Origin of the sequence: Undibacterium sp. TJN25, from assembly GCF_049339885.1 — a bacterium.
Lineage (GTDB): Bacteria > Pseudomonadota > Gammaproteobacteria > Burkholderiales > Burkholderiaceae_D > Undibacterium.
Map to the genome: position 1 here is coordinate 104740 of NZ_JBMPPM010000007.1, position 14853 is coordinate 119592.

Here is a 14853-nt window from a genome sequence, read left to right on the forward strand (position 1 = left end):
TTGCCGTCTCAAGGCACGAGGGCTCCCACAGGTGCTTTCAAGGTTGACAAATAGGCGATGACATTGGCGCGCGCCTGGGCATCGGCAACGCTGAACCCCATCTTATTGCCCGGCACCAGCATATTGGGGCCGCTCAGCCAGCGATTGATAGTTTCCGCATTCCACACCAGCTTGCTGTTCTTTAAACCTTCAGAATAGTCAAACCCTCGGACGCTACCGGCAGGCCGTCCTACTACTCCTCCCAGAAAAGGCCCGACTTTGATCGTGTTGACCTCATGGCAGGCGATACAGATGGTTTCAAAGTATTCCTTGCCGCGTATGATGTCGCCTACAGGCTGAGCAAAGGCGTGGCCCACAATGCCTATTGCAAACATAAAAAAAAGTCTGGATTTCGGCAAAACCGATCGTTTTCTCCAGTCATGCAAGATGCTGCTCGCCGGTGGAGGAGAAACCTGGTTCCGATGGAGACTGATTGCCATATTGATTTTTCTCTTAGAAATGGAAGCGGAGAGCGCCATTCACTCATCGTAGGCACTGGCCAATATTCTGCGGAAACCGGAAATATCGGCCGGCACCGGGGAATATTGGGTGGACTGATAAGATGCGGCGGTGTGCGCCATTGCATCCACCGATAGCAGATAGCGAACAGAATCTACGCCCAACGCCTTTATGTTGGCAGGTATGCCGATCACCTCTTTGAAATCCTGGATCGCCGCAATCAGCTTCATCACGAGTTCTTCTTCGCTATCCCCTTCCAAGCCTAGATGGCGGGCAGCATGGGCATAACGCTGGCGGACTACGCTGTTGGATTGCATCAGGAATTCAATAGCATGAGGCAGCGTCATCGCATTGGCTACGCCGTGGGCTATGCCGAACTTTGCTTGTAAAGCTGTCGTCATGGAATGGGTAATGCCTGAAAACAGATTGCTAAACACCACGCCCGCATGCATAAACCCGTTAATGACCTTGGTTTTGGCGCGGATGTCATCCTGATTTTTGACCAAGGTTGGCAAATACCGGAACACGTCTGCCATGCCGGCCAGGCAATGCAGCTTGACGGTTTCATCTTCGCCGTCAGCGACGAAGCATTCAACGCAGTGCGTGAAAGCGTCAAACCCGTCTGCCGCCAGAATGGCGGCATCAACGGTGACTAGCAAGCAGGGATCAACGGCCAGGCGGTCTGGCAACAACGCAGGATCGATAAAGGCTTTCAGCTTACCTTCACGGTCGGGCAGCATGACATAAGGTCCATATTCACCTCCCAGCATATAGGCACCGGGAATCGCAAGTAACGTCGCCTTTCTGCCAGTGACGATAGTGGGGGCCAGCCCCTGCATCGCGTCTGCGAAATTGGTGTGCAGCCGTTCAATATCGAGCTGAGGATTTTCGTAGTATGCCCACATCATCTTGGCGACAAAATTGATGAAGTCCACGCCGAACGAAATAAAGCAATCCGGAAGTTCAGGCGCCGCTTTCCTGGCCAGTTCCAGAGCCTCATCAAAACTGGAAGCGGAGCTCGCCAGCACCGTGCTAAAGCGCAGGCCTTGCGTGGCAAGCTCGGCTTCCAGCATGGCGAGTTTGCCTTGCGCTTGGGTAACAGCGTCGGAAATGAGGATGATATTTTTGCGTCCCTCATTTTTTAAATCCAGTATCGCTTTTTTGTAGCAGCCTGCTCCTGTATAGGTTTTTTGGGGCTGTATGGTGCAATTAAACATAAAGGATCGTTCTCATGAATTAAGCGCTTGCAATGTCAGTAAGCGATGATGAAAGTTCAGCCAAGGTGTTGCCGTACTTCTTTTTTCAGGGCAGGCAGTACCCTGCTTTCGAACCAGGGATTTTTTTTCATCCAGCCTACGCTGCGCCATGAAGGATGAGGCAGCGAAAAAAATGCCGGGAGAAAGCTTTCAAACGCCTGCACGTTCTCGGAGAGCGAGCGGCTGGCAACCTGTGGCAAATAATGCGCCTGCGCATAACTGCCTACCAGCAAGGTCAGGCGATCGGCAGGCAGCAGAACCAGGATGGAATCGTGCCAGAGGGGTGCACATTCGGGCCGTGGCGGCAGGTCGCCGTTTTTTCCTTTTCCCGGATAACAAAATCCCATTGGCATCAGCGCAACCTTGCCTGCGTCATAAAAATCCGGCTTCGACAATCCGGTCCACTCCCTTAGCCTGTCCCCACTCTGATCGTCCCAGGGTATGCCGCTCGCATGCACCCGCGCTCCCGGCGCCTGTCCGATAATGAGAATACGCGCAGTAGAAGCAAACTGGACAATGGGCCGCGGACCAGCCGCCAGGTGCGGCGCGCAATATGTGCACGCTACAATGTCGCGGTACAGGGCCGATGAGGCATCTTCAACTTTCTTCATATCGGACAACTCCTGTTTCCTGCCTGGTCTCTGATCCATACTGCCGTATGCGCCTGAAAGGCAACATCAATGCAGAGCACCCACCAAAGGGGTGATAGCGTTGCGGCTTCTGCGCGCCATCACCCGGCTGGCACATAAGGCTGTCCCAAAGGGCATCGCCTACCGGCGCGATATTCGGAGGGATCGCACCCGTAGGATTTGCGGAATGCGCGCAGGAAGCTGCTACGGCTTGCGTAACCCGCATTGCGGGATATCTGCTCTATAGACAGGTCATGGCCAGCTAGCAATGATGCGGCCTGTCGCATTCGAAGCTCGCGCAAAGCCGCCATCGGTGCCTTCCCAAACAAACCGGTAAAACGCACCATGAACGCCGAGCGGCTGAGGCAGGCACTTTGCGCCAGGCTCTGCACCGAATGCGGAGCCCCCGGCTGGGCGACCATATCGGCAAACGCCCGCGCAATATGCGGATCGCTCAGTATTGAAAACCGTTCTACCCACAAATTGAGTGAACTCAGAGAACGGCGCAGAAGCGTCACAAAAACCTGTTTCAGCAGCGCCGTAGTCATGGCTCCCATCCCGATCTCCTGGGCAACGAGTTCCGCAAGGGCTGCTTTCAGCTTTTGATCCAATTGGTCTGCAGCATCGAATCTTTCGACGATAGGCCCGGCAAGCCCGGCAAACAGGTCGATTGACGCACCATAGGAAGCCTTGAAATAGCCGCAAATCAGCATAATGCGCGGTTCCCCCTCGCCGGCGGCGTAACGCCGCAATGCCCCCGGGGCGAATGTTTGCCAGCGGCTTTCTACTGTCTCCAGCGGCGCAGCTTCACGCAAATCATCTTTTACCTCAATGCGGAACGACTGTCTCGGAGGCACGATGATCAATGTATGCGGCAGCAACTCTATTGGAGGCTGGTCCCCAATGATCATCCTGCCTGTTCCGCTCAGGTTGTAGTGAATGCCAGGAGCATCGGTCTCCGCGAGCACTAGGCGCCAACCTGGGCTCACCAGACATTCCGACAGCTTGACGAAGTCGACTTCGAGCGTCGCCATCAAATTGTCCAGGTCTGAAGGAGAAATCCGAAGGATTGGTTTGCCGCTCATGCTTTCAAAGTCCTTTATTGAATAATTCAATTTTCCAGCTCAGCCTGCGCTGTGCATCAATCATTTTATGCCGGGTGTCTTCACCTTTTCGCTCAATTTTCCAAACTGCGGCGCCAGCTTCAGCGTCAGTTTGCATGCTCTAAAAGTTATAGTTTGGCAAATTTATAAGCTTTTCTCCATCATGGGAAGTTTAGACCATCAAAACAGGACGATTGGGCTCTTTCACAGGATTATTGGATCATCCCGTTCACTTAAACTGCAAGACTTAAGCCGAAGACGCCGAAGCCATACTTGACGGACACTACCGTAACGAATTGCACATGAAGAAAAAGATCGATGCCACGGCACCTGCCCTGCTTTTGCTATCCAATTTTGCTACCGTGCGACTTCTACGCCTGCAACCGCGCGCCATAACGCTTCATAAGGCTCTGCCGACATTGGAAAGGCAATAAGTCCATGGCCGACGCGGCAACCCTGGAAGCACTAGCCCCTGTCATCCTTCTCCTGTTTCTTGCCGTCACGGTGGCTATCGCCAGTCGGGCGGCAAGGCTAAGTCCCATCGTCGGCTATATAGCGCTGGGGCTGGCCTTGCGTGCAGGAGGATTGGGCTTGCTGTTCGACAAATCGACAATTTCAGTCCTGGCAGAGTTAGGCGTAATGTTCCTGCTATTTGACATCGGTTTGCACTTTTCGCTCGATCATATTCGTAAGCAGGCATCCGATATATTTGCATTCGGGCCCTTACAAGTTCTGTTCGCCAGCGTCGCATTGGGTCTTGCCGCGCTGGCCTTCGGTATGACACTGCTCCCGGCGTTGTTGGTGGGCGCCGTACTTGCGCTTTCCTCCACCGCCGTTGTCGGGCGCATCATTGCAGAGCGCCATCAGCGCAACTGCCCTGTAGGATTAACGGCTACGTCTATCCTTATTTTCCAGGATGTGATTGCCATATTCCTGCTGATTGTCGCCGGCTCGCTGGATGGAGGCGGCCCCTTGTGGCACGTCGCACTCGAGGCGCTGGTCAAGGCGGTACTGGCATTCAGCGCCACTGCCGTCATCGCGCGGCTGCTGATCGGACCGCTGCTCGGCCTGGTGGCACGCAGCCAGAATGAAGAAATATTCACCGCGGTAGCTTTGCTGCTTGCGCTGGCAGCAGGCTGGGCTACGGGCAAGATTGGCCTTTCACTCACGCTGGGTGCTTTCCTGGGCGGGCTGACGCTGGCGGATACACCGTACCGTGCGGTCATTGAATCCGAGATCAGGCCCTTCCGGGGACTACTACTGGGATTTTTTTTCATCTCCATAGGATTGTCGCTCGATGCCATGGCCATTGCTAGGTCGCTGCCAGCCGTTATCGGTCTTACAGGTATTTTGCTGACGATAAAGATCGTGTCCAATATCGGTGCAAGCCGCTTATTCCGTTGGTCAGCTCCAGGATCGACGCAGCTTGGCTTTCTGCTGGCGCAAGGTTCGGAATTTGCGTTCGTGATTCTCAGCCTGCCGGCGGCTCGCGCCGCCGTTGGCGCCTCCAGGGCGTCCATCATCATCGCCGTGGTCGCACTCAGCATCGCCGTCACCCCCACTCTTGCCGATGCCGGACGCATGTTTGCCGGGCGCATGCGCAAGCGCGTCAAAAAAATTACCGATAGGGAGTTGATTCCTCAACTCGACGCCGCCCCGGTAATCATTGTTGGAATGGGAATGATCGGTCGCACCATTGCCGATGCATTACTCAGATTCGGGATCACCTACTGCGCACTGGAGCGGGACCAGCATCGCCTGCAGATGGCCGTGGCTGACGGCTACAACGCTGTTTTTGGCGATGGCTCCGACATCCGCTTATGGAAAAGCGTAGGATTGCATAGCCGCAAACTGGTCGTGCTGACGGCTCCGGACTTTGATACGCTGAGTGAAACCAACTCCATGTCAGAGGCCCACTACCCGGACCTGAAGCGCTACGCCGTAGTGAAGGAAGAAAACCAGGCCAAGTGCTTTCGCGGCATAGGGCTGCTTGCCATTGTCGACAACAATTTCCCGCCCGGAATCGATGCTGCCGTCTACATCCTTTCGGAGATGAGTACGCCCGTGGCGGAAATTACAAGCTGGACTCTTGAATACGCACGACAAGGTAATTTGCCTTCTGCGCCGCCAAGGCTTGCCGCGTAGCTTGCCCTATGTCTATCGGGTTTGTCTGCGCATGATGAGCTGGAACGTATTTCATCAATATGGATGCTGTACTTTCAACCGGCTGCTGCTTATTCTGCCTATAGCATTTCGGACGCAACGAGCACAACCAAGCGCAAGCAAGAGCAAGCCAGCTTCTCAACGCCCGGCACGCCGTAAGACAGGGCCGCATTTATTTACAACAATGGACGAAAAATCTATGAGGGCACCACATACAGTTCGCAGCGCAGAAGAATTTGGACGAGCCCGCCTGTCGCACAGTTTTTTTATGCGCGATTTTCTCTATAGCGAGATCGCCAGTATCAACGGGATGGCAAATCTACCGGACAACCCGGATCTGGCTATCGCCGCCGGCAGCGCACTCTGTCAGCATTTGCTGGAACCCTTGCAGGCGACATTTGGCAGGCTCGCGATCCGGTCTTCCTACCGCTCCCCAGAGGTGAATTCTTTTGGATGCGCGCACAGGCTAAGCTGTGCTTCCAATGAAAAGAACCGCGCCCGCCATACCTGGGACACGCGCAGTAAAGACGGTGGCATGGGCGCCTTGGCCTGCATCGTTATTCCATGGCTGGTGGACCGTCTGGAAACGGGTATAAGCTGGCAAGCGATGGCTTGGTGGATCCATGACAATTTGCCGTACAGCGACCTGCAGTTCTTTCCAAAGCTCGCGGCGTTCAATATCGGATGGCACGAAAATCCAAAGCGTACTATCTACAGTTTCATCGAGCCTCGTGGATTCCTGACCAAGCCTGGATTCGACAACCATAACGGGGATCACTCGCATCTGTATCCTGGGTTTCCTGAACTTGTACGCGTAGCACCGTTTGGCCCTGGCGCAGGCAACCCGCTGGGCAACCGGCTATTCTGATAACGGATCCAGGCACGCCGTGCGGCACTTTGCAGCGACGGATATCTGTCTCTTTAGGAAATTGAACGCATGCATTCTGATCAGAATACGACCCCTGCACCATCCGGGCACATGCCCATGCATGTGTGGCGGATGATTTTTGCGGGCTTATCAGCGAGTTTTATCGGCATCGGACTCGCTCGGTTTGCCTATACACCGCTACTTCCCGCACTGATCCAGGCACATTGGTTTTCACAGTCGGAGGCAGTCTATTTGGGGGCCGCCAATCTTGCCGGCTACCTGATAGGCGCCATGATGGCGCGACCTCTGGCAGCGCGGCTGACGAATGTCAGGGTATTGCGTGCGATGGAAATGTTGGTGGCGCTGGCATTTTTTGCCTGCGCCTTCCCGGTCAGCGTCAGCTGGTTTTTTGCGTGGCGTCTGCTGTCCGGTTTGGCAGGAGGCACCATCATGGTACTGGTGGCGGCAACGGTGCTGCCCCACGTGCCTGAAAGTAGAAAGGGGATCGTCAGCGGCGCCGTATTCCTTGGGCTTGGGCTCGGTGTTGCAGCATCCGGCACCGTGGTTCCGCTGCTGCTTCTGCTGGGCCTGCGCGAGACCTGGCTGGGCCTCGGCGGTATCTGCCTTGTGCTGGCGGCAGTCAACTGGAACGGCTGGCCACAAGGCTCACCTGTCCAGGGTTCGGCAACAGCCGCGGCCACCGCCTCCTCGGCACAGCCGCCACTCATGGCCGGCTCAGGCTTTTTGCTCATCTACATTGCTTACGCACTGATGGCGCTGGGACTGGTTCCTGCCATGATTTTCCTCGTGGACTTTATCGCGCGGGGGCTCGGCGCCGGAACGCATCTCGGTTCTCTCTTCTGGATACTGTACGGCGTTGGCGCCATGCTCGGCCCTCCGTTGTACGGATTCCTTGTGGACCGCATAGGCGCACGGGCCGCCGTGCGGCTGCTGGTATTATTGCAGGCACTGGCAATCATGGGGCTTGCCGTATCCAGCAGCCATCTGCTCATCGCCCTGCTGACCATTGTCATCGGGACTTTTCCTCCGGGTATTGTGCCGCTGGTATTGGCATGGATACGGGAAAAGGCTCCTGGCGACGGTGCGGCACAAAATATCGCATGGAGCAAGGCAACAATCGTATTTGCCGCATCACAGGCGGTGGGTGGATATGGCTACTCGGCGATTTTTTCGCATAGCGAGGGTAATCACCGGCTGCTTTTCGAACTCGGCGCCACCGCCCTCGCAATCGCGCTTGCTGCGGATATTATTTTTTGGTTCTTTCGATGGGAAATTTCACCAAAGAGAACTGCAAGAGATGCCGCTTGAATTAAAGCCCTGCCATTTTGCCTGATCCACTCATCATGAAGGAGATACTAAAAATGAACCACACCATCCACGATATCGCCGTTGCCAGCCAGATCGGCAAATATAGCGACGCCATCGAAGTACGCCCCCACCAGAGATGGCTCTTCACTGCAGGCACGCCCGGACTTTCTGCCGCCGGCGAGCTGCCGGCAGACATTACCGGCCAGGCCGAAATTGCCTGGGCCCACATCGTCAGGCTGCTGGAAAAAGCAGGCATGGATGTCAACGATATCGTCAAGGTCACGCAAACCCTCACGCGCTCTGAAGATATCAAGGCGTATGCCGCCGTGAGGAACCGTTTTCTCGGCGACGCGCGGCCGGCGTCGATGCTGCTAGTCATCCCGGAGCTGGTATGGCCAGAATTTCTGGTGGAAGTTGAAGTGATTGCTGCAAAGGCAGATCAATAGTGTTTGGCATACCTCAGGCGGTAAGGTGCGTTAGCAACGCGTAACGCACCGCGCGATCCACTACCATCCGATTTTTTGATGATCTTGTCAAAAGCAACGCCAGGTTCTTTGACGCATCGGTGCAATACGCAAGCGATTGCACCCAACCTGCCCAAGAGCCTAAACCTCCACCCAATGCCCCACGGACGCCACCGTCCACGACACTGTACCCTGGTCTATCAATGCATGCACGGGCGACTGCGCCAGCTCGCTCATCAGCCGGCGCATTGCCGATGTGGCGTTGGCGGCGGTGGTCCAGATCAGCATGTCGACAATGCTGCCATCGTCCCTCTGCGCGATACGCCGGGATTGGAATCCGGGCTGGAGCCTGAGCCAGGCATCCACGTCGGCATTGGCAGCGATGAACTCCTTGAAGCTGCATCCGGCGAGGTGGAAGGTGGTGATTTCTATCGCTTCCTTCATTGTTTTTTCCATGTCCGTGCTCCTTATGTGAGGGTGCCATCGTATGCTGCGTGCCCTCTCCCGCGTTAGGCTTATCCTGCGTATATCATGCACGATCCTGCAAATTATAAAAAAGCCCAGCTACGCCGCCTGCAGGGTCGTGTAGCATGGTGTCTGCACAAACCCCTTTATCTTCAGGTGCTTTACGATGAACCCACTCACCGGCCGCTTCCAGGAGATTGCCGCCCTTATTGCCCGCTTCGCCAGGGAAGACCAGGAGTACAGCACGGCCATCGGCAATCTGTTTTTCAACCGCCGCTCGTCGCCGACGCAGCCGCTGCATGTCGCGCAGTGGCCCTGCTTTGCGCTGGTGGCGCAGGGTGCCAAGAGCATTACCGTGGGCACGGAGTCCTTCCACTATGGCGTCGGCAACTTCCTGCTGGTGTCGCTGGATTTGCCGGTGGTGTCGCGCGTGGTGCAGGCCAGCACAGAAGTACCGCACCTGGGCCTGGGCATGGCCATCGACAGTGCCGCGCTGGCGGATTTAATGAGCCGCATCAGCGTGCCGCGCCAGGCGCTGGCCACCGAGGGCATGCTGGGTGTGGCGGTGAACACCGCATCGGAAGCGCTGCTGGACGCTACCTTGCGGCTGCTGCGGCTGCTGGAACAGCCGGACACCATTCCCGCGCTGGCGCCGCTGATCGAGCAAGAGATTCTGTACCACTTGCTGATGGGTCCATGCGGGCCAAGGCTGCTGCAGATCGCCCAGGCAGACAGCCCCAGCAACAAGATCGCCAAGGCCATTGCCTGGTTGCGCAGGCATTACACCGAACAGCTGCGCGTGGATGAACTGGCTGCCCATGTGGGCATGAGCGTATCGTCGCTGCACCACCACTTCAAGGCAGTGGCCGCGATGACGCCGATGCAGTACCAGAAGCAGCTGCGCCTGCACGAGGCGCGCCGGCTGATGCTGGTGGAGCAGCGCGATGTGGGCCATGCCGGCTACAGCGTAGGCTACCAGAGCCCTTCCCAGTTCAGCCGCGAATACAGCCGGCTGTACGGTTTGCCGCCGCTGAAGGATGTGGAGCGCGCGCGTGCAACGCAAGCATAAACGGACACACTGATCCGGGCGCCAGCTAATTGCGCGCGGTGGCTTCGGCCAGCCCGTGCTTTCCATTTTTTCCATCGCGTTTTGCGACCAGCGCCACCACGATATCCAGCACAAACGCCAGCGCAATGGCACCCGCGCCGATGGCAAACATCAGCTGGTGGTTGCCGCCACTACGGTTAAACAGGTAGGAATACATATAGGCAGACAGCGCCTGGAACAGGGCGAACGCAATGGTGGCGCGACTCCAGGCCAGGTTTTGCGCAGCATGGTCGTTTGGCATGATGTCATGCAGGCGGCCCAGCACCAGCGGCACGATGCCGGCCGGGAAGGTGCCGATGAGCAGGCTGGCAACGACAATGACGGCGATATTGGTGGTAGCCACGCACACCAGCATCACTGCCACCTGCACCAGCAGCACCGCGCGCAATGCACGGCCGAAGCCGATGCGGTCGGCGATAAAGCCGTGCAGCACCGGGCCGGTCGTGGCGCCCAGGCCGTACAGCACCCAGCACAGCGAACCGGTATGCGCGCCCTGCCCCAGGCCGCGCGCAACGAAGTCCACCAGGAACACCATCATCGCCACCAGGCCGGCGGCCATCAGCGCATACTGCGCATACAGCATCTTCAAGGCAAAGCCGTGCTGCTGAGGATTGCCGGTGGTTGACGCGTTAGGCGCATGTGCCGGCGTTGCTGCCGTTGCAGATCCAACGGCAGGCGCAGCGCCCGGCCAGCCGAACCAGCTTACTGCCGTCAGCACCAGCGACAGCAGGCCCAGGCCTATCCAGGTCTGGCGCAGGCCCAGCTCCAGCAGCAAAGGCACCAGCGTGCCGGACGCAGCCACGCCCAGGCCGGCACCAAGGAAAATCGCGCCGCTCGCCATGCCGCGGCGCGCCACCGGCACATGCGGCAGCACTGTCATCGCCACCAGCACCATGATGGCGCCGCCGGCCACGCCGGAAACAAAGCGCCATGCAAAAAACCAGGCAACGGACAAAGGAAACGCACAGCCCAGGAAAGCCAGGCCCGCCACCAGCATCATCGTGCGCAGGATATGCACATTGCTGAAGTGGCGCGCCATCGGCCGCCCTATCAGCGCACCAACCAGATAGCCCGCCAGGTTGGCGGCGCCCAGATACACCACCGCCGAAGCGGCAAACCAGTGCGCCTCGATCAGCGGCGGGATCAACGGCGAATACGCAAAGCGCGCCAGCCCTATGCCCACCAGGCTGGCGCACAGGCCGGCAATGATGGCGGCCCAGGGCACCGATGGGGCGGCAGTGTCCGCAGCATCGTGGCGGGATGTTTCAGTAGTCATGGCAGATCCTTCCTGTATCGCCTGGCAGGCAAACCCCTCTGCGGCGGGCTTCCTGCATGGTAGCGCATTATTTTTGACAACAGTGTCAAGAATGGATAATACCCATGTTTGACATCAGTGTCAAACATGTGTTTTAATGCTCCATGGCTGGAATTCGACAATTTGATGAGAGCGCCGCCCTGGAACGGGCACTGGAAGTCTTTTGGCAAAAAGGCTATGGCCCCACGTCCATGCAAGACCTGGCGGAAGCCACCGGCGTGCAGCGCGGCTCGCTTTACAACGCTTACGGCGACAAGGAGTCGCTGTTCCTGCACGTCTATAACCAGTACAAGACTGCCTATCTGCAAGACCTGCGCACCGCGCTGGCCCAGCCCCGGCTGGACGATTCGCTGCGCGCCTTCTTCGATTTTTGCATCAACTCCATGACCGCCGGCACCCCGACCCGCGGCTGCATGACGACCAAAACCGCCACCGATATCCAGTCCAGCGGCGAAAACATACAGGCCGCAATCAAAAGCATGGCCGATGAAGTGGAGCAGGCATTGACGGAAAGACTGTCCACCGCCGACGCGTTGGCGCAACTGGAACTGCAGCCGGCCGAAGCCGCGCGGCTGCTGGCGACGTTCACGCGCGGCCTGGTGTTCATGGAACGTGTGTACCAGGACCCGGCGAGGCTGAAAGCGACAGCGGGGTCGCTGATCAAGGTGGTGGTGCGGGCTTAGGGGCTTAGCAGCGAGATGAGTGCATCTATGAACGACTCGAAATTCGAGATTTTGCTCTTTTATAGAAAATCGAAGTAATTGAAGACACACCAGTACCCCCTCCCGGTTAACTTAGAGTCGCGGGAGGTAGAAAAAAAATACATTGGGGTGTGGAATCTACTATCGCGAGGCCTGAGCTTTTATGCCCAAGCCTCGCAACCAAATTGAACAGGTAGATTAGACGGGCTAGAGGCCAGCATTAAGACTGGAGCTACTCCTAGTCACTGGCATATTAATATGATACAACAGCATGTTTCCCATTGCAAGGCCCTTGCTCCTCTCAATAGATGCCAGCTTGAATATGATAAAACAACCTTTACAAACACTATTCGACGCGATGTATCACGGAAAACTCAGCTTTCATGATTTTTTGTATAGTGAAATGCTTCAAAACTATGAGGTCGCTCACTTCGGGGTTGAAAACAAAAGAACTATATATAAGCCAAAAGAAAATCTGAAGATGTATCACAGATTCTTAAATCTTTTTTTATTCGAACTTTTGCCGATAAATGAACGTGCAGTCTTTTCGTACAGAAAAGGCACTGGTGCTGTGAACGCCGTAAAAAAGCACAAGCATGGAAGGTATTTTTTCCAAACAGATATACGCTCCTTTTTTCAATCAATCAACAGCTCTTTAGCACGTAGCGTCATTCTCGACGGTGCCAATTTTTGTGCTATATCCGATGTAAGCCAACACATCGATAGAATCATTGAACTAGTATGTATCGACGATTCAGTACCTGTCGGATTTCCCGCGTCAGCGCCATTAAGCAATGCGGTCCTTTTAAATTTCGACAATGAAGTGGAAAAGATCTGCAAAAATTTAGAGCTTGAGTATTCCAGATACGCCGATGACATAATTATTTCTGGCAAAGACCAAAGCAGTCTGCTCGGCATGGATGAAATCGTACAAGAAAAATTGCACACTTTTGCATCTCAAAAATTTTCCATCAATAGAAAGAAAACTCGATTTTTTCAAGTCGGTGGAAAAATTAAAATTCTTGGAATGATGATTCTTCCTAATGGAACAATAAGTCCTGATACTAAAAAGAAGGAAGAATTAGAGACCTTGCTTCATTTCTATTTATCCGACAAAGCTAAGTTCAATCGAATGATCGCCGATAGAACGCGAACAAAAAAAAACTTAGGGAATATCGAAGAAGCAGGACAGGAAATACTTAGCGGAAACTTAAACTACGTAGATTCAGTTGATCCAGAATATACCAATAAGTTACGTCGGAAGTTTGGAGCTGCAACCATTGACATATTGATACACAAAGGGTTTTCTAACAAAAAATGAAATTAGAAATCTCAATTCAAAATGTTCAACATATCAAAAAAATGGATTTTTCTGTCGATCTAGCAGGAAAGTCCCTTGTTTGTATTACTGGGAAAAACGGCTCAGGCAAAACCATTTTAATCAAGGCGATCAAAAATCTGATTAGTGCTGACACCTTTCAAAAAACAAGCTCTGCCAGATCTATTTCGATAAATAGCGAAATCCGCTATAAAATCGATGGCAACGAAATTGTCTTTAAATACGATCAAGATAAAAAAATGCTTGATTCGAGAGATTCTGTGCCAAATGCATTACGCAAAAAAATATTTATTGAGCTGCCAATTCCCCACGGTGAACGGTTTAATTTTTTTAAAAAAATTGGCGAAATAGACTCCAATCTTCGGGCTCAAATCGTTCTTCAACGGTACACCAAACCCGACGAGCTTATCAACTTTTTAGAATCGATTTATACAACGAAAAAATTCGAAAATTTGGTTGAGGTGCGAATTCGAAATATCCCATACTATGCCATCACTTTTGATGATAACTATTATCTTCGTGAAGATTTTTTCAGTTCAGGCGAGTATTTTCTTGTCAGTTTATACCGGCAAATAATATCCGGGCACATGGCTATATTTATTGATGAAATCGATATTTCCTTGGATGCTGCCGCGCAAGTTCGATTAATGGAATGGTTGAGAAAATTCAAAGAAAAATTTCATACAACCTTCGTGTTTACCACGCATTCGCTTGCCATGATGAGAATGTTGGAACCCGATGAGCTGTTTTATATGGAAAAGCAGGATGATGATTCACTATCCATTGAAAAAAGATCTTATGCCTTCATTAAAAGTACGCTATTCGGATTTAATGGGTGGGATAAATATATTTTAACCGAGGATGACGTACTCAAAGATTTTATCGAATATCTCATTAGTAAACATTGCAAAGTATCGTTCTATCAACACAAAATAATCTACGTCGGCGGCGGCACAAACACCACCGATCTGATGCGAAGAAATGAGGTTGAGAATTTCTTAACAAATGATTCAAAAAACGTAATCACGGTGTTAGACGGAGATCAAAGAAATTTCTCTCACAGCAAACTAGACAACGTTCTCTGCATCCCAATGGAAAGCATCGAAAAAGAATTGCTGTACAGATGCTTGCTTGGCCAATTCTGGGACACAGGCAAGTTGAAGTCGTTACTCGACGACTACGGCCGCCTGCTTGACTTCGTGAACGGGGAAAATAATAGCAAAAAAAATGGTCTTAAAATTCTGTTATATAAATTCATTCTAAAGATAAAAAAGAGCACTGAATTGCGCAGAAACTTAAGCGTCGCCAATGGAGAACCGGCCAAAGATAAAGATTTTAAGAAGGCCGGTAAGAGATTATTTAAATATTTGGTCAAAAAGGATTTCACAAAACAAGATATTTTCGAATTTCTCATAAAGAAAAATTCGAACGAAATGAAGGCTTTTAGTCGAAAAATAGAAAAATTCATTTGCCTTGAAGTTTCCCAGAGCGACGATAATAAAATTATTGAATAATTCCCTTTTGCTGCTGTGAGCTCTCAATGCTCAAACTAATTTTTGGCGCCGCCAAGCAATTAATTTTGATTTACTCCGTGCAAGCAGCGGCAAATTTTCTC

Annotated in this window: 14 protein-coding genes; 8 read left to right on the top strand and 6 right to left on the bottom strand. The window is 53.5% G+C overall.

The window, feature by feature from the left end; genetic code table 11:
* Window positions 1-8: 8 nt before the first annotated feature.
* From ACO0LO_RS18495 to ACO0LO_RS18510, 4 genes are all read right to left on the bottom strand, one after another.
* The gene (locus ACO0LO_RS18495) at window positions 9-518 is read right to left on the bottom strand and encodes a c-type cytochrome (RefSeq protein WP_422966116.1); all 510 of its coding nucleotides are present in this window, start codon (window positions 516-518) and stop codon (window positions 9-11) included.
* Window positions 519-1715 (bottom strand): iron-containing alcohol dehydrogenase family protein, encoded by a 1197-nt coding sequence (locus ACO0LO_RS18500; RefSeq protein ID WP_422966118.1) that lies wholly within the window; start codon window positions 1713-1715, stop codon window positions 519-521.
* 56 nt (window positions 1716-1771) lie between these two features.
* On the bottom strand, window positions 1772-2365 hold the full coding sequence (locus tag ACO0LO_RS18505; RefSeq protein WP_422966120.1) for a uracil-DNA glycosylase family protein: 594 nt from the start codon (window positions 2363-2365) through the stop codon (window positions 1772-1774).
* A gap of 119 nt (window positions 2366-2484) precedes the next feature.
* Window positions 2485-3468, bottom strand: coding sequence for an AraC family transcriptional regulator (locus ACO0LO_RS18510; protein ID WP_422966122.1), 984 nt, complete (start codon window positions 3466-3468; stop codon window positions 2485-2487).
* Window positions 3469-3924: 456 nt separating this feature from the next.
* Between ACO0LO_RS18510 and ACO0LO_RS18515 the strand changes: the two genes are divergently transcribed.
* From ACO0LO_RS18515 to ACO0LO_RS18530, 4 genes are all read left to right on the top strand, one after another.
* Window positions 3925-5631, top strand: coding sequence for a cation:proton antiporter (locus ACO0LO_RS18515; RefSeq protein ID WP_422966124.1), 1707 nt, complete (start codon window positions 3925-3927; stop codon window positions 5629-5631).
* Window positions 5576-6517 carry a hypothetical protein gene (locus tag ACO0LO_RS18520; RefSeq protein WP_422966126.1) on the top strand — a complete coding sequence of 314 codons (942 nt, stop codon included), beginning with the start codon at window positions 5576-5578 and terminating at the stop codon, window positions 6515-6517. Before ACO0LO_RS18515 ends, ACO0LO_RS18520 begins: the two co-directional genes overlap by 56 nt.
* Window positions 6518-6586: 69 nt before the next feature.
* On the top strand, window positions 6587-7846 hold the full coding sequence (locus ACO0LO_RS18525) for a YbfB/YjiJ family MFS transporter (RefSeq protein WP_422966128.1): 1260 nt from the start codon (window positions 6587-6589) through the stop codon (window positions 7844-7846).
* Window positions 7847-7899: 53 nt separating this feature from the next.
* Entirely contained in the window at window positions 7900-8292 is a 393-nt protein-coding gene (locus ACO0LO_RS18530; RefSeq protein WP_422966130.1) for a RidA family protein, read from the top strand.
* Between the two features lie 159 nt (window positions 8293-8451).
* Here ACO0LO_RS18530 and ACO0LO_RS18535 read toward each other — a convergent pair whose 3' ends face one another.
* Window positions 8452-8766: a hypothetical protein gene (locus ACO0LO_RS18535; RefSeq protein ID WP_422966132.1), complete on the bottom strand. Its 315-nt coding sequence runs from the start codon at window positions 8764-8766 to the stop codon at window positions 8452-8454.
* Window positions 8767-8941: 175 nt separating this feature from the next.
* Between ACO0LO_RS18535 and ACO0LO_RS18540 the strand changes: the two genes are divergently transcribed.
* Complete coding sequence (locus ACO0LO_RS18540; RefSeq protein WP_422966134.1) at window positions 8942-9844, top strand: AraC family transcriptional regulator N-terminal domain-containing protein; 903 nt, start codon at window positions 8942-8944, stop codon at window positions 9842-9844.
* A 25-nt stretch (window positions 9845-9869) separates the two neighbouring features.
* On the opposite strand, the gene ACO0LO_RS18545 is transcribed toward ACO0LO_RS18540, so the two are convergent.
* Entirely contained in the window at window positions 9870-11159 is a 1290-nt protein-coding gene (locus ACO0LO_RS18545; protein ID WP_422966136.1) for a YbfB/YjiJ family MFS transporter, read from the bottom strand.
* A 143-nt stretch (window positions 11160-11302) separates the two neighbouring features.
* Here ACO0LO_RS18545 and ACO0LO_RS18550 point away from each other — a divergent pair, with 143 nt between their 5' ends.
* The 3 genes from ACO0LO_RS18550 (at window position 11303) to ACO0LO_RS18560 (ending at window position 14752) form a co-directional block, all read left to right on the top strand.
* A complete protein-coding gene (locus tag ACO0LO_RS18550; protein WP_422966138.1) occupies window positions 11303-11881 on the top strand; it encodes a TetR/AcrR family transcriptional regulator in 579 nt (192 codons plus the stop codon).
* A gap of 289 nt (window positions 11882-12170) precedes the next feature.
* On the top strand, window positions 12171-13220 hold the full coding sequence (locus ACO0LO_RS18555) for a reverse transcriptase domain-containing protein (RefSeq protein WP_422966140.1): 1050 nt from the start codon (window positions 12171-12173) through the stop codon (window positions 13218-13220).
* Entirely contained in the window at window positions 13217-14752 is a 1536-nt protein-coding gene (locus tag ACO0LO_RS18560) for an AAA family ATPase (protein ID WP_422966142.1), read from the top strand. Before ACO0LO_RS18555 ends, ACO0LO_RS18560 begins: the two co-directional genes overlap by 4 nt.
* Window positions 14753-14853: the final 101 nt, after the last annotated feature.

What these genes read in the sequence shown, in the direction of transcription:
- ACO0LO_RS18530 (WP_422966130.1), top strand. Translation starts at nt 7,900, where the DNA reads ATGAACCACACCATCCACGATATCGCCGTTGCCAGCCAGATCGGCAAA.
- ACO0LO_RS18540 (WP_422966134.1), top strand. Translation starts at nt 8,942, where the DNA reads ATGAACCCACTCACCGGCCGCTTCCAGGAGATTGCCGCCCTTATTGCC.
- ACO0LO_RS18550 (WP_422966138.1), top strand. Translation starts at nt 11,303, where the DNA reads ATGGCTGGAATTCGACAATTTGATGAGAGCGCCGCCCTGGAACGGGCA.
- ACO0LO_RS18545 (WP_422966136.1), bottom strand. Translation starts at nt 11,159, where the DNA reads ATGACTACTGAAACATCCCGCCACGATGCTGCGGACACTGCCGCCCCA.
- ACO0LO_RS18495 (WP_422966116.1), bottom strand. Translation starts at nt 518, where the DNA reads ATGGCGCTCTCCGCTTCCATTTCTAAGAGAAAAATCAATATGGCAATC.
- ACO0LO_RS18500 (WP_422966118.1), bottom strand. Translation starts at nt 1,715, where the DNA reads ATGTTTAATTGCACCATACAGCCCCAAAAAACCTATACAGGAGCAGGC.
- ACO0LO_RS18505 (WP_422966120.1), bottom strand. Translation starts at nt 2,365, where the DNA reads ATGAAGAAAGTTGAAGATGCCTCATCGGCCCTGTACCGCGACATTGTA.
- ACO0LO_RS18515 (WP_422966124.1), top strand. Translation starts at nt 3,925, where the DNA reads ATGGCCGACGCGGCAACCCTGGAAGCACTAGCCCCTGTCATCCTTCTC.
- ACO0LO_RS18510 (WP_422966122.1), bottom strand. Translation starts at nt 3,468, where the DNA reads ATGAGCGGCAAACCAATCCTTCGGATTTCTCCTTCAGACCTGGACAAT.
- ACO0LO_RS18560 (WP_422966142.1), top strand. Translation starts at nt 13,217, where the DNA reads ATGAAATTAGAAATCTCAATTCAAAATGTTCAACATATCAAAAAAATG.
- ACO0LO_RS18555 (WP_422966140.1), top strand. Translation starts at nt 12,171, where the DNA reads ATGTTTCCCATTGCAAGGCCCTTGCTCCTCTCAATAGATGCCAGCTTG.
- ACO0LO_RS18535 (WP_422966132.1), bottom strand. Translation starts at nt 8,766, where the DNA reads ATGGAAAAAACAATGAAGGAAGCGATAGAAATCACCACCTTCCACCTC.
- ACO0LO_RS18525 (WP_422966128.1), top strand. Translation starts at nt 6,587, where the DNA reads ATGCATTCTGATCAGAATACGACCCCTGCACCATCCGGGCACATGCCC.